Source organism: Amycolatopsis pigmentata, assembly GCF_042684065.1.
Taxonomy (GTDB): domain Bacteria; phylum Actinomycetota; class Actinomycetes; order Mycobacteriales; family Pseudonocardiaceae; genus Amycolatopsis_E; species Amycolatopsis_E pigmentata.
Genome location: NZ_JBHUKR010000020.1, coordinates 154,962 through 170,748, shown reverse-complemented (window position 1 = coordinate 170,748; position 15,787 = coordinate 154,962). Strand labels below are relative to the sequence as shown.

The 15,787-nt window shown below is 69.1% G+C and carries 1 protein-coding gene (running past both ends of the window); it reads left to right on the top strand.

This entire window lies inside a single protein-coding gene on the top strand: locus tag ACFSXZ_RS30555, encoding a WXG100-like domain-containing protein. The 76,785-nt coding sequence extends 46,605 nt beyond the window's left edge and 14,393 nt beyond its right edge, so the window shows coding positions 46,606-62,392 (codon 15,536, complete, through codon 20,798, partial); the first codon wholly inside the window starts at position 1. Both codon boundaries (start and stop) fall beyond the window edges.

The window sequence follows — 15,787 nt, the reverse complement described above, 5'->3', positions numbered from 1 at the left end:
CCCGACACCCCGGAGAACTTCGAGGACCTCCGCGACTTCAGCATCGAAATCCGGGACGTTCCCGACAAGCTCCCGCAGCAGGCGCGAGAACTGAATGTGGACCCCGTCCACTTCTACCGGACCGCGTTGAGCATGGGCGCCCACCCCACGGGGCTGATGCCCTTCAAGGAAATCCTGACCAGGGAACCTCTCTCCCCACAGACGATGAGGCACCGGTTCCACCTTCTGCAGACGGTGGACCTGACCAAGCTCTTGGGCTGGACCGCGCAGGACCTGTTCCGGTTCTTCGCCCACCGGAAGCCGTCGTACGAGGAGGTGCGCGAGGCCGCCGCCTACGGCCAGCGGTGGCGGCCGTGGGAGCATCCGGAGAACAGGCTGTTCCAGGAAGCGCGACAATGGGCACGCGAGAACGGCGTACAGCCCGATTACCGCTCCATCGCCGGGCAGGTGAACGAATTCGGCCGCGGCCCGCTCGTCGACGAGGCGCCGTTGCGGGAGTCCATCGAATCCGTGGGGCTCGGGCACCTCAAGGCGATTCTCGCCCTGAACGAGTTGACGGGCCGGATGCCGGGCGATTTCGCCGCGCCCGCCCGGGAAATCGGCCTGACGGCGGAGGAACTGTTCGGGGTCGCGGTCCGGTCGATGAGGGATCCGGCGGACCTCGTCGCGTTCGTCCATTCCGCGGGCGACCTCGTCCGGAATGCCGACGGCAAGGTCGACCCCAGCAAGATCGAGACGGAATACGAGACGTGGGCGCGGGATATCCGCGAGCACCTGGACTTGTCCGCGAACGAGTCGCTCTCGAAGCTGTTCGAATACCTGCCGCCCGGGACGTCCTTCACCGGGCTGAGGGCGATGCCGGAGGACAAGGCGCGGGAGGCGATCAGGCCGGTCCGCGGCCTGCTGACCGAACTCGCGGTCGAGCGGTGGGCCCCACGGACCGGGTTCTCGCGCGAGGACGTCCGGCGGGACCTGGCTGAATCGCGCTCGCTCGACTACGGCCGCATGATCGCCCTCAACGACGAGTTGGGCTTCTTCCGGCACCGGGAGCGCTACCTGCCCCAGTGGCGGAAGTACCACCAGGAGACGGGAATGCTTCCCGAGGGCATCCCGGACGTGGCCAAGAAGGTGAACCTCCGCGACGATGTGGTCGCTCGTCTGGTCCTTGCCCGGAAGGCTCCGCCACGCGCGTTGGAGTCCTTCAAGTCCCAACTCGTCGGCCCTTACGCGGCGATGGAGCGAAACGTCGGGCGAGAAGGCACCAGGGTGCAGCGTGAGCTCGGCTGGACGAGGGGGGAGATCTACGCCTACCTGGTCGATCAGCGGGTGACGCCCGAACAGTTGAAGAACCTCTCGGCCAAGGATGAGTCGGTGTGGAAATGGGGAGCCGAGCACGGCTTCCCGCCGGACTACCTCGCCAAGGCGGGCAAGGAATTCGCGCACCTGCGCGAAGACGCCCATTTCAACGCGTGGAAGTTGCGGCGTGCGGTCGACGCGGTGGGTCACGACGCGCTGCGGGGCATTCTGCGGCTGGGCATGGCGACCAGGTCCTCGCCCGAGGTCTTCGTCGAGGCCGCCAAGCCGGCAAGCCTGATCCGGCCGCGGGATCTCTTCATCGCCTCGACGTGGTTGGCGGCGCATCCCGAAGACGTCCAAGCGTTCGTTGCGTCGGCGCCGGGTCTCCGTCTGGACTCGGACAAGAAGGTCGCCCTCGACGACGTCATCGAGCGTTATCCGGAATGGGCGAAGTACCAGCAGGATCGGCTGGGGGTTTCCGGCCACGGGGCGCTCGCCGCGGTGCTCGAACACCTCTCGCGGCCCGGGCGCGGGCACGACTGGTCACGGCCGCTGGCCCGCCTCGACGCGATCACCGATGCCGGCGACGCACGGTTCGAGCTCAGGGAAATCCGGGAGCGGCTGGCGGAAATCGAGCGCCTGAGCGCGGACCCGACGCAGCTCGCCTATTACGAAGAGTTCAAGAAGTACGGATACGCGGATTTCGCCGAGCCGGAAATAGGCGGGGTGAACCGGCAGAACTACGGCAAGCCCGGCTACACCAAGAACTGCCCGGCCGCGATGGTGATCCTGGACAACATCCTCAAGGCCCGGTACGAGGACCGGGAGCCGCGATTCACCGAGGCGCCCCCGGCGAAGGACGACCAGCCGACCCCGACCACGTGGCTGGAGGGCGTGATCGGTGCGAGGTACGAGCCGGTGGATGGCGGCTACGACGAAATCCGTGAGCGCATGAAGTGGGAGGCCGTGGGGACCCGCGGCTCGCTGGTGACGTGGTCGGAAAAGGACGGACTGGGCCATCCCATCCTCGTCGTCAACAACCCGGTCACCAAGCGCCTCGACTTCTTCGACGCCCAGCGGGGAATCACGCTGGACCTGCGGGGTTCGGACGAGCAGGTGTGGTTCGCCCTGCACCGGAAACTGCCGGAGGGTGAGGAATTCCCCTTGCCGGCGGAGGAGCACGAGAAGGACGCCCCGGCAGGCACGGAAGGCCCCTGGACACGACCGGAATGGCTCGGCGCCTCGACCGACGTGGTGGGACAGTTCAAGGACTGGCTGCTGGGCTCGGGGGGCTTGAGGGGCTCGGACAAGGCACTGGCCGGCGTTTCCCCGGAAGACCTCGCCAAGTGGCGCGAACTCGATCCGGGGACCCGGCCCGCGCGGGTGCTGGCTCTGGCGTCGAGCCTGGGAGACGAGGACGCCGGAAGGCTGGTGGGCCTGTCGGTGTCGCTGGACCGCACCCCGGCGGCGGTGTCCTCGGACGTGCGGTCGGTCGCCGATTCCCTGGAGTTGCCGAGCGCGGTGCCGGTGTACCGGGTGGCGGACGCGATGAACGAGGCACCGGAGCGGTTGCGGGTCCTGGGTCCGTACCTGACCGAGATCGTGCGCGAAGCCGGTGACGAAGGCGCTCGACTGAGCCGTGACGAACTCGTGGGCAAGTTGCGGGAGCGGTTGCGCCCGCTGGGTGTGCGGACGAAGAGCGATCTGGGTTTGCTGCTGGACATCGCGCACCGGGTGCCGGGGTGGAGCCCGGACCACATGCGGGTGCTGGAGTCCTTCGCCCGGCGACGGGCGGTGTCGCTGGAGTTCCTCGACACGCTGACCGACTACCTTCCCGAAGAGTTCGTGGGCCAGTGGCTCGGCCGCATGGCCGACGCCGAGGCTCACGCGCACAACCTCACCGCGCTGGCGAAGGACGTGGGCCTGCCGGACGGTGACGTGGTGCGCGAGGTGGCGGCCAGGCTGAAACCGCCGCCCCGCGAACGACTGGCCAATCCGCGGCGGCGACCGCCGGAGCCGCGCGACGGGAACGCGGGCGCGTCCGGACAACGGGCTTCGGACGCCACGCCGTCCGGAACCGCCGGTGCGTCCGGGTCACGGGAGGCCGCTCCCGCGGCCGCCACGCCGGTTCCGCGGATTGATGCCGCCGAGCGATGGGAAGAGGAAGCCGCACGCCCGGTACGCCCGGCGGATCTGGTCGCGTTGCGGGACGACTTCGAGCGGATACTGCCGAGCGTCAAGAGAAGCGAGGGCGAAAGCGCCGCCGCCTACGCGGAGCGGATCGTCGTGGCCCTGGCGAAGGATCTGGCCGCCGGCCGGAGTTCCGCGCTGGATCGCCATGTCGAGTTGAGCACCCGGCTGGGCTTCCCGGTGACCCATCTGGTGTCGGAGAAGGATCTGCTCTCTCACGAGAATCCGGAACTCGGGAGCACGCAGCCCTGGCACGGGCCGCTACCGCCGATCCGGATCCTCGAACTGGTCCCGAGTTTCCTGGCGGACACCGAAGACGACAGGACCGCCGAGCTGGCGGTCTCCCACGCGAAACTGGTACGCGAGCGCTGGCATGCGGTCTTGCGCAGGCAAATGTACTTCGGGTCGACGAACTTGAGCGCGCCGCTCGCCGCGGGCCTGGTCGATGCCCGGATAAGGGACCTCGACCAGGTCATCGTGGACCGGGAAAGGAACGGGTTCGCCGGTTTCTACCCGGGGACCGACCGGAAGCGCGCGGCTGCCCTGGCCGGTGAGCTCATCCGTGCCCCCCGGCGGGTGGGCGACCCGCCGCCGGGGTACGCCGAGACGAGTCCGGGCGCGGCGGGCGAGCGAGCGCCGGACGCGGAAGTGCCGGAGCCCCTCCGGCCGGCCGCTCTGTCGCGTGTGGACTATCGGCTGCCCGATCAGGTGGATAAGTGGACTCGCCGGCTGAAGATCTCGGAAGAGCTCTATCTCCAGCACGCCGGCGAAGTCTGGTTCAAGCCGGACCGGGTGGAGGCGGTGGTCGCGAAGACCGGGCGGTCGGTCGGAAAGGTGCTGGCGATGAGTGCCCAGCACGCGCGAGTGCCGATGGAACTGACGAAGCTGCCACGCCGGATGGGAACGACCGCGGGGTACCTGTTCGATGTCGCGGAGAAGGCGGGGATCGAGCCGCGGTATCTGGAGTGGCTGGCACCGGTTTTCCGCACCGGCAAATACGGTGAGGACGCGCTGAGCGCGGAGGCGCTGGTCGGGCATGTCCGCGAGAATCTCGCGAAAATGATTCCCACCCGGGACGTCGGCGGTGTCCGCGAGTTCCCGGGTGACCGGTACTGGTGGGCGTTCTGGATGTTCAGCCAGGCCGCGGGCGAGCAGGACCCCCGTGAGGCCGACCGGTGGCTGGCCCGGTGGTGGGCGGCGCCGGAGCGGGGACTCGGCTTGAATTTCCGCACCGTCGTCGAGGACCTCGCCGCGCCGTACCTGCGTTACGACGATCTGATCGACGTCCTGGCCCAGGCGAAACTGCCGCCGACACGGGAGAATTTCGGCAGGCTGCGCGGGCTCAGTCTCGCACTGGAGCGGATTCCCTACGAGTTGCCGAAGGTCGTGGCCGGGGCCAAAGTGCCGGCCGAGCGCTTCCTCCGGCTGGCCGCCGAGCGCGGTGCCGAACCGGAAGGACTGCTGCCGTTCCAGAAGCTGATCGCCAGCCTGCGGACGTCCAAGACCGACTGGGGCTACGACCTCGGCCTCTCCCGGGAAGCCGAGGACCTCGTTCGCGGTCTCGCCCTGTCGCTGGGGTGGAAGCAGCCGCTGGTCTGGCGGTTCATCGCGGAGCGGAAGGCGGGGCCGGACGTTCTGGCCGACAAGGCCGCGGCGCACGTCGAAGCGCTGCGGTGGAAAGCCGAACGCGGCGGTGTGCGGGGCGAGGACCTCGACAAGCTGGCCACCGAGGTCAAGGCTTCCTACGGCAGGCCGTGGTACCTGCGTACCAAGATCGACGCGCTGGTCGACCGGCTGGGTGCCGACTACGAGGCGCGGCTTCTCGCGGTGAGCCGGAGGGACGACCGGATCCCCGATGAGGTGGTCAAGGACGACTCGATCACCCGCCGCCTGGGTGGCCCGCGAGGCATTCTGGATGCGGCCTTCCGGAGTGGACGGGACCCGAGGGATATCCGGGCTTTCGTCGCCTCGGAATTTCCGGGCACGAGGGCACTCGCCGACCAAGAGTCCGTTGTGGAGGAGGTGGTGCGGAATTACGGCGCGTGGGAAGACGGCTGGCGCGCCAAGCTCCGGATGACCGACACGGACACGATGTGGGGAGTCCAGGAAGCACTTGAGGAATCGCGGCGCACGTTCGCCGACCTCAAGACGCTGACCGACGAAGCGGCGGCCCTCGAGCTGAAACAGATGAAGCTGGCCACCCAGTTCAACGTGCGCCTCGCCGACATCAAGGCCGACATGGCGGAAAGGCCGTGGCTGGACCACGACAAGGTGCCCGCCACACTGACCGAACTCGGTATGACGCAGGCGCCCGTCGATTTCCAGCGGCTGCGCGAATACCTGGTCCATGTCGGCCGGTTCGTGCCGGCCCGCGAATTCGCGGATCTGGCGAGGGACCGCGGGACGACGGTGGAACTCCTGGCAAGGCTGGCGGTGAAGTACAAGACCGGGCCGGCCGCGCTGATGACCTTCGACCGGTTGTTCCAAGACCTGCGTCACCGCACCTTCGACGAAGCCACGGCGAACTTCGACAAGGTCGTCGACCGCCTGGCGAAGCGGTTCCACTGGTCGCCCGGCGAGTTGTTCCGGTTCCTGGATGCCGAACGGCCTTCGGCCCAAGCGGTGGACGAACTGACCGCCCCGCGTCCGGCACTGGGCGAGGTGGGGGAAAACGCGCTGTTCCGGGCCGCCCAGGAGTGGGCCGGAAACAACGGTGTGCGGCGGCCGGACCACCTCGAGATGGCGTTGTTCGCGGACTGGAACCGGTTCAACGACCTGCGCCGGGCACCCCGGCTGGACCCCGTCGAGCTGCGGAAGGCGGTCGAGGCGGCCGGAATCGAGCGGCTGGGCGACATCCTCGATTTGTCCCGCCGGATCGCGGAGGCGCCGGGCTCCCTCGGCGACCTGGCCGGCGAGATCCGGATGGCGCCCGGCGACCTGCTGACCGCGACGGACCGGACGGTCGCGCATCCCGCCGACATCGCCGCGTTCGTGGCTTCGACACCGGACATCGCCCGGGACGCCGACGGACAAGTCGTGCTCGGCGACGTGGTGAAGCGCTACCCGGATTGGGCCAAGGCCAGGCGGGAGACATTCGGGCTGTCGGCCAACGAGTCGCTTGCCCTCGTGTACCGGCATCTCGCCCACAAGTACCGGGAGCGGGACGAGGAGGACCTGCCCTTCGCGGACGTCGAAACGCGGATCGCGAAGCTGTCGCGGCACCAGGTGAGCGAGGCAATCCAGCCGATCCGTGACGACTTGCGCCGTCAGGTCGCGGACCGCTGGGCGGGCTACTGGCTCCCCGCGGACGACGTCAACCGTGACCTGGTCGAGTCTCGATGGCTGGACTACGGCCGCATCGTCCATCTGATGCCCCGGATGGGCCTGCCGCCGGTGCCGAAGTACTTCCGCGAACTGCGCACTTTCAGCATCGCCAGGGAACACGTTCCGGAAGAGATCCCCGCCTTGGGGAAGTTCCTGGGCTTGAACGCTTACGGTCTCTTCGGGCTGGCGCGGAAATTCGACGCGCCACCGTACGCGATGCTGGCGTTCGAGCACTGGTTCAAGGCCGGTGCGATGTGGGACGGCAACGGGCGGCCCACGCGATTGCTGACCGACACGATCGACCGGATCGAGACCACCGTCGCCGAGTTCGCCACGCGGCTGGGGTTCGGGACCGGTGACGTGTACCGGTTCTTCGGCGATCTGCGCGTGACATCCACGAGGATGACGTCGGCGCTCGACACGTTGCGCCGGCACGAACCCTGGGAACCGAGCGGGCAGGACCACCTCGTGCGGGCCGCCAATCAGTGGGCGCGACAGCACGACGTCGAGGTCGACTATGTCGACCTCGCGCGTTCGTACGCGCCGGGGAGGTTCGACTACCTCAAGAATTACGACGAGTTCGAGAAGGTCGACCTCGATCCGGTCTTCCACCGCGAGGAACTGCGGAAGGCGATCACGGCGCTGGGGATCGAGCGCCTGCCGGACCTGCTGGAGCTGACCAGGACGATCGGGCAGACGCCGGGCTATCTGCACGGCTGGGCCCGCGACGTGGAGATGACGGCGCACGAGTTGTTCGACGCCTCGCTGGCGCGGGAGGCCGACCCGGCGGACGTCGCGGCGTTCGTCGGATCCAGCGGTGACAGCGTGCGGGACGACGCCGGGAAGATCGTGCTCTCCAAGGTGATCGACGCCTACCCGGACTGGGCCAAGGCCGTGCGGGAGCACCTGGGACTGTCGCTGAACGAGTCGATCGGCGAGGTCTTCAAGTACCTGCTCCACGAGAAGCACGAGATGTCCTTCGCCGACCTCCTGGCGATGGACTCCGACCGCGCACGCCAGGAGATCAAGCCGGTCCGTAATCGGATGCGCCAGCGGCTCGTGGAGCGGTGGCGGTCCTGGGGCCTGCCGGATCACACCATCGCGCGGGATCTGGAGAGCCGTCCGGGGATCAGCTACGCCCGCATCCTCGACGTGATCACGCGCATGGAGCCGCTGGACCGGCCCGAGCACCGGTTCCTCCAGCTGCACGGCCTCAGCCGCGACCTGGGCCAAGTTCCCGACCTCCCCAAGGAAGCGGAGCGCCTGGGGACGACGACCGCGGTCGTCCACAAGCTGGTCGACAAGTTCATCGCCCCGCCGGAGGCCTTGCGGGCGTTCGCGGACCTGATCCCGGACAGCCGGCAGCTGATCGACGAATACGGGCACGCGCGGGCCCAGCTCCTCCTGACCGAGGACGCGATCCGCGCCCGGGCCCAAGCGGTGGCACGCAGGCTGGGGCCGGGCTGGAGCGACAGGCAGGTGTTCAAGTTCCTCGGCGAGCACCCGCGCTCGCCGGAGGAACTGCGGGCGCTGTCCCCGTCGGACATCACGGTGCGCCGCTGGGCGGCCAGGCACGGCCTGATTCCCGAACTGGTGGCCAAGGCGGGGCCGGACTTCGCTCATGTCTACACCGAGGAGTGGTTCGATCCGGCGGCCCTGGAGCGGGCGGTCACGCAGGTGGGTGCCGAGCATCTGAACACGATCCTCGGCCTGTCGCGGGTGATCCGGTGGGTCCCGGATTTCGAGTACCTGGCCGAGCGCAGCGGCATGCGGACCCACGATCTGTTCGTGGCTTCGGTGCGGCGGGTGGCCGATCCGGCGGACATCGCGACGTTCGTGCTGTCCACGCCCTTCGTCAGCCGGGACAAGGACGGCAAGGTCCTGCTCAACGAGGTCGTGAAGCGGTATCCGAAGTGGGCGCAGGCCGTGCGGAAGCGGCTGGGACTGTCGGAGCACGAGCCGATCGCGAAGGTGTTCGACCACCTGCGCGGCACGGGCCGGACCTTCACCGACCTCCACCCGGAGCGGGACGCCGGGGAGATCGCCGAGATCCGGCGGCAGCTTGCGGGGGATGCGAAGACCCGCGCCGAGGGCGACCCCTACGAAGCCCATTTCCGCGAATACGGGTACGCGGCGCTCGCCTCGCCGGATCTGCCCGCGGTGAACCCGAACTACCACACGGGCGGCCGCGAGCCCGGATACAAGACGAACTGCCCGGCCACGGTTGTGTCGTGGCACAACGCCTACAAGGCGCGGAAGGAAGGCTCGCCGCGGACTTTCGAAGCTCCCCCGGAGACGCGCCGGGCGAAGACCGCATGGCTGGAAGGCGTGATCGGCCGCCGCTACACGCGGCTGCCCGGCGGCTACGACGGCGTGCGGGACTTCATGGAAAAGCAGCCCATCGGCACCGTGGGCTCGCTGATCACGGCGAATTCCGAAGGCAAGATCGTGGGGCACGCGATCATCGCCGTGCACAACCCGGAAACCGGTCTGGCCGACTTCATCGACCCACAGAAGGGCACTGCGCCGTATCTGGAGGGTTCCGACCACGACGTCTGGTTCGCGCTGCACGACGAGCTGCCCGAGGGCGAGTTCTTCCCGGTACCGGGACCGGAGCACGCGGCCTTGGCCCCGAAGCCGGCGCCCGGCGAGCGCGACCCGCGACCGGAGTATGTGGGCTGGTCGCGTCCGTTCGACGACATCATGCGGCTCCGCTCCGGATACGACCCGGAAGTCGCCGGCCTGCTGGCGAAGTCGCTCGGCGTCCCGGACGAGAAGTTCGCGGAACTGACCGCGCTCGGACTGGACACGAGCCCGAAGCAACTCACCGGGCTCGCCCGGCAGCTTGGTGACGAGGACGCCGGGCGGCTGGTCGCCCTGACCGTCTTCCTCAGGCACGTGCCGACGAACGTCTTCGAGGTCGCGCGGGAGATGGGGCTGCCGAGTCCGATCCCGGTGTTCCGGCTGGCGGACGCGCTGGGCGAGGATCCGGAGCGGCTGCGGGTGCTGGGGCCGCACCTGACCGCCGTCGTCCGTGAGGCGGGCGCCGACGGCATGTTGCTGAGCCGCGAGGAACTCCTCTCGAAGCTGCGGGAACGCTTGCGTCCCTACGGTGTGCGGACCACGAGCGACCTCGGGCTGCTGGTGAATCTGGCGAACGAGTTCGACTGGGCCCCCGGCGACTTCCGGCCGCTGGAGTCCTACGCCGGGCCCCGGGGGATCTCCCTCGAATTCCTCGACGAGATGCCGGTGAACCTCTCCAAGTACTTCGCGCGGTTGCGCGACGCCGAGGCGCACGCGGAAGAAGTGGCCGTCCACGCCGCGAACGACGACGCGAATGCCCGCTCGGTCGCCGAGGACGTGCTGGCCGGTGACCTGGGGCTGCCGGACGGCAGGGTCATGGCGGAGGTGGCGCGCGAACTGGGGGTGGCGCGCCCGGCCGATCTGGTGGCGCTGCGGGACGATTTCGACCGGGTGCTGCCGCACGTGGAGCCCATCGAGGAGACCGGCCCGCGGTGGAACAGCGCCCGCGACCACGCGCTGCGGATCGTCGCGAAGCTCAAGGAAGACGTGGAGCAGCGGGACTTCGAGCTCGGCGCCTACGTCAGGGCGAGTACCCGGCTCGGCTTCCCGCTCACCGAACTGACCGCGGCGGCCACCACCGCACGGCTGAGGGACCTGGTCGCGGACTTCCTTTCGTCCGGCCCGCACGACGACATCCGGGGCCGGGCGGTGGAGCTCGCGCGGTTGCTGCGCGAACGCCGGATGCTGGACATCCAGCGGATCCACCGGCGCTCGGAGGACGACGGCCTGGCCCGCGACCCGATCTCGGACCAGTACGAAGAGATCAAGGCCGACATCGCCGAGTTGCGGGCAACCGGTTTCGCCCGGCCGCGACCGGACGAACCGCCGCCGGCGCATACCGAGCACCAACCGGTGGACCCGCGCGCCGGACTGTCGCGTGTGGACTACCGGCGGCCCGAACTGGCCGCGAAATGGTCTGCCCGGCTGGGAATCACCGAGGAAAGCTACCGGGAACTCGCGGGCGAGGAATGGTTCGTCCCGCCTCGGATCGAGGCGGTGCTCAAGAAGACCGGCCTGCCGGTGGGCGACGTGCTGCGGATGAGCGAGCGGCACGAGCGCGTGCCGAAGGAACTGGCGCGGGTGGCGCACCGGATGGGCACCACCGCGGACTACGTGTTCACGGTGGCCGACCGGCTGGAGGTCGAGCCGCGGCGGCTGGAGTGGCTGGCGGGCACCATCCGCACCGGCAGGTTCGGCGCGGACCGGCTCAGCGCGGAGCAACTGGCCGACCACCTTCGCGAGCGGGCCCTCCGCTACTTCGGCGGAGCCAACGCGCCCCGTCGCCCCGCGGCCGCCGGCCTGGGCGACTTCCCGCGGGGCGGCCGGATCAACCTCATCTCGGAGGACACCGGCCTGACCGAGGCCACCGGCGTTTCCCACGAGACCAGCACGTCCGAAGACACGAGCACGTCCGAAGACACGACCGCGTCCGAGAACACGAGCGCGTCCGAGAACACCAGCGTGACCGATGACACGAGCGTGTCCGACGCCAGGAGCGTGACCGGCGACCGCGGGTGGGACGACGCCGACGACCTCTTCTCCGACCTCGGCCGTGAGGTCGTGGATGACGAGGCCGCCGCCGAGATCGCCGAGCCGTTGCCGATGCAGTTCTGGATGTTCAGCGAGGCGGCCCACGAGCAGGACCCGCGTGAGGCGCAGTGGTGGCTGGCCCGGTGGTGGGCCGACCAGGGTCTCGGTCTCACCGTTGCCGACGTCGAGAAGGACCTCGCCACCACGCCCTGGATGGACTACGACCACATCCTCGGTGTGCTGTCCGAACTGGACCTGGAGCCGACGAAGGAGAACTTCGGGCTGCTGCGGGACTACAGCCTCATCCTGGACCGGATCCCCGCCGAGCTGCCGGAGGTGATCGCCGCGGCGGACGTGCCCGCCACGCACTTCATCGGATTGGGCGTTCGCGACAAGGCCGAGCCGCGCGGTCTGCTGCTGTCGGAGGACCTGATCGCCGCGCTCCGGCACGACGACTGGAAGAAGGTGGCGGGCGACGACCTCAGGAAGCTGGTGGACGACCTCGCCGGGAAACTCAAGTGGCAGGCCGGGGAGGTATGGCGGTTCCTTGGCACCACGCGGCCGTCCGCCGAGCAGCTGAAGGATTCCGCGGCGCTGCGGGAACAAGCCGTGCACTGGGGGCTGACCGCGGAACTCGGCCTGCCGGCCGAGCAATACGGCGAGTGGCGCCGGGCGGTCGCCGCGATCGAGTCCAAGGACTGGTTCCACATCGGGGACCTGCTCGGCCTGACCCGTGAACTGGGCGCCGCGCGTGCCACGGCGATCGCCGTGCTGGCCGGGAAGATCGAGCAGCTGCCCACGAGAATCCGCGGGCTCGCCGAGTCGTTCGGCATGCAGGGCCTGACCCCGGGCGAGCTGTTCGACGCGGCGGTGATCGCCGAGGCCAATCCCGAAGATGTCATGGCCTTCGTCGCTTCCTCGATGCTGAAGAGCGCGGAGGCGGGGACCCCCGGCACGCCGGACATGGCCGGTGAAATCGCCGCGCGGTACCGGGATTGGGCGAGCCGCCAGCGACACCGGCTGGACCTGGGCGGTTACCGGGACGCCTCGATCGGCACGGTGTTCTACAAGCTCCGCAACAACGGGCTGACCTACGCCTACCTGGACCGGATCACCGACGACGAGGCCGCCGGCCGGGAGCTGGCGCACCTGAAGCTGGCCGACGAGTACGGCCTGAGCCTCGCCGAAGTCCACGACGACGCGACGAACGCGCGGTGGATGGATTACGCCAGGCTGCGGGATCTGCGCGTCGAGCTGAACCTGGAGCCCACCAGGGACAAGACCGCGGTCGACTTCTTCCGGGACCTGCGGGCCTATGCCCGCACGATCGACCGGATGCCCGATCACCTTCCCCGCTTCGCCAGGGACGAGGCGAAGGTCGATGCCCGTCTGCTTTACGAGTCGGCGTCCCGCCTCGGTGCCGACGCGGCCGGTCTCCTGCCGTTCCCGAAGCTGTTCGCCGCCCTCCGGACCGGGGACGCCATGGCCGTCGAGGCGGCCGAGGCGAACGTCGAGATCGGGGTCAAGGGACTCGCCGAGTGGCTGGGCTGGACCCCCTCCCAGGTATTCGGGTTCTTCGCCGACCACCTCCCTTCACCGGAGAAGGCGGCCGCTTTCGTCCGGCGCCCGGACGAAACGGTGCCGTGGGAGCCCACTGGCGACGAGACGGTCGCCGCGGCCCGGCAATGGGCGCGGGCGAAGGGCATCCGGCCGGACTATCGTGCGGTGGCCGCGGCCGGGAGGCCCGAAGAGTTCGGGGATCTGCGTAACGCGCGGTGGATCGGCGCTAGCCGCGTCGAGAAGGCGATCGAGACGTTCGGCCTCGAGCGCCTCCCGGACATCCTGCGGGTGAGCCGTCCGGCCCGGGAAGTGCCCGACTTTTCCGCGTGGGGCGAGGAAATCGGGATGTCGCCCCACGACGTGCTGGCCACCTCCGTGCGGTTGTGGGCCGATCCCGCCGACCTCGCGGCGTTCGCGCATTCCGTGCCCGACCCCGCGTTGCGTGACGCCGGCGGGAAGCTGCTGCCGGAAAAGGTCGTCGAGCGGTATCCGGAATGGGAGGCCAAGCGGCACCGGCTGCTGGCGCAGTTGAACCTGCCGGCGAACATCTCGATCGCCGACATGTTCCGCGTCCTGCGGGCGGCCGACGCCGATCTCACCTTCGCCGCGTTCGACGATCCGGCGAAGGCGGAGGGCGCCCGCCGGGCCATCACCGGCGCCGAGGAACGCCTCCTGCGCCAGGCGCGGGAACGGTGGGCCGATCAGTTGACCCTGGACGCGGTCCGGGTCCGGGAAGACCAGGAGGACGCCCGCTGGCTGAACTACGGACTCATGCTGCGCCGGCTCACCGATCTGGGCATGGAGCCCGACTGGGCCACCTTCTCGGATCTGCGCGACTTCCTCCGCCACAAGGACCGGACACTCGAGGAGCTCTTCTCGGTGGCGGATGAGTTCGGGTGGGATCGCCGCCTGGCCTATCACCTGGCCACGACGCTGGACCTGCCCCCGCGTGCGCTGGGCTCGTTCAGAAACCTGATCGGCGATCCCCGTGCCTTGATGACCGAAGACGGACACCTCACACCGCGCTTCGACACTCTCGTGTGGGGCCGTCATGGCGGGCTCGAGGGTGGCCTCGATCGTCGTCTCGAGTCGTTGTCCGACCGCCTTGGCTGGGAGGGAAGCCTGGTACGGCGGGCTCTCGCGGACACCCAGTACCCGCTGGAGCTTCTGGAGGGCAAGGGCACTTCGCTCGAGCCGCTTTCCGCCTGGGGAGCCAGGAACGGGGCACCACCGGACTATCTGGCGATGGCGGGCCCGAAGTACCTCGAACTGCGCGACGCGCCGTGGTTCGACGCGAAACAGCTGCGGCAGGCGGTCGAGACGATGGGCGACGAATATCTGATGCCCATTCTCGGGCTCGCCCGGCATGTCCGCCGCCTGCCCAGCGATATCGGTGAGATCGCGAAGCGCACCGGCCTGTCCCGGCGGCGTCTGCTGGGCGTGGCCATCCGGCTGGGGGAGAAGGTCCGGCAGGGCGTGGATCCGGCCGAAATCGAGCTGTTCCTGAACTCACCCGCGGTCGACGTCCAGCGCGGCGAACGGGGCCCGGTTCTTTCCCAGATCGTCGAGTACTTCCCGCACTGGGCGGCCGACCGGCGGCAGCGGTTCGGCCTGCGCGACGACGAATCCCTGGCCGTGCTCGCCGAGAAGCTGCGGGAGGAGGGCCTGACCTTCGAGAGTCTGGAGAGGCTCTGGCCCAGCGATGCCCAGCGATATGTCGAACAGATGCGGGCCAGGGCCGATCTGGCACGACCGCTTTTCGAGCTGTCGGAATTCCAGCGCAACGCCGATCTGTTGTTCCGTCATTACGGCTACACGGACCTGACCGCGCCCGGCGTCACCAAGGTGAACCGGACCAACTACCTGAAGGACCGGGACCCGGGGAGGCCTCGCGGTTTCAGGACGAACTGTATGAACTCGGTCGTCCAGGTCTACAACACCCTCAAGGCCCTCATGGAGGGCAAGCCGCGGACCTTCAGGGCTTCGCCGAGCGCGCCGAAAACAGGGGATTGGCTCGCGGGCCTGTTCGGAGCGCGACTGAAGCCGATGGGGCGCGGGCTCGACGCGGTGACCGCCTTGATGCTCCAGAAGGATCCCGGCGAGCAGGGGGCTGCCTTCGTGGTTCCTCCCAAGGGCTCAGGTCACTTGCTCAGCGTGTGGCATCACCCGGACACAGGAGGGGAAAGGGACACCGACCACGTCCCGGACTCCGAGTTGGTCGAGTACTACGACGGCCAGAAGGGCAAGGTCGTCGATCCGCGCGACTACGCGGGTTTCCAGGTGCATTTCATCCCCCTCGGCCGGCGCGCGGAAGGTGATTTCGCACCGGAGCCCGGACCCGAGCATGCCGCTTCCGTGCCCGAAGGTGCCTCGCACGAGCTTCCGGAGTTCGCGGGCAGGAGCCACCGGTCGGCGCGTGATGAGGCCCGCGAAGAACGCGAGCGGCGCGAAGCCTTCCGGGTGGCGGACCGGTTCGGCTGGGATCGCCAGGCCGCCCACCGCCTGGTCAGGTCGCTGGGCATCGCCCCGGAGGCGCTGGGGTCGTTCAGGAACCTGATCGGTGACACTCGTGGTCTGCTCGACCGGCACGGGCACCGCACCCGGGCCTTCGACGCTCTGGTGTCGGACCTCCAGCGAAACTTCAGGCGGGCGTACGAGCATCTGGGCTGGGACGCCGGACTCGTCCGCCGGTTCCTGGCCGATACGCAGTATCCGGTGGAGCAACTGCGCAGGACGACGGTTTCCCACGAGCCGCTGCTGAGCTGGGGCCGCAACCACGGTGCGCCACGGGACTACCTGGTGA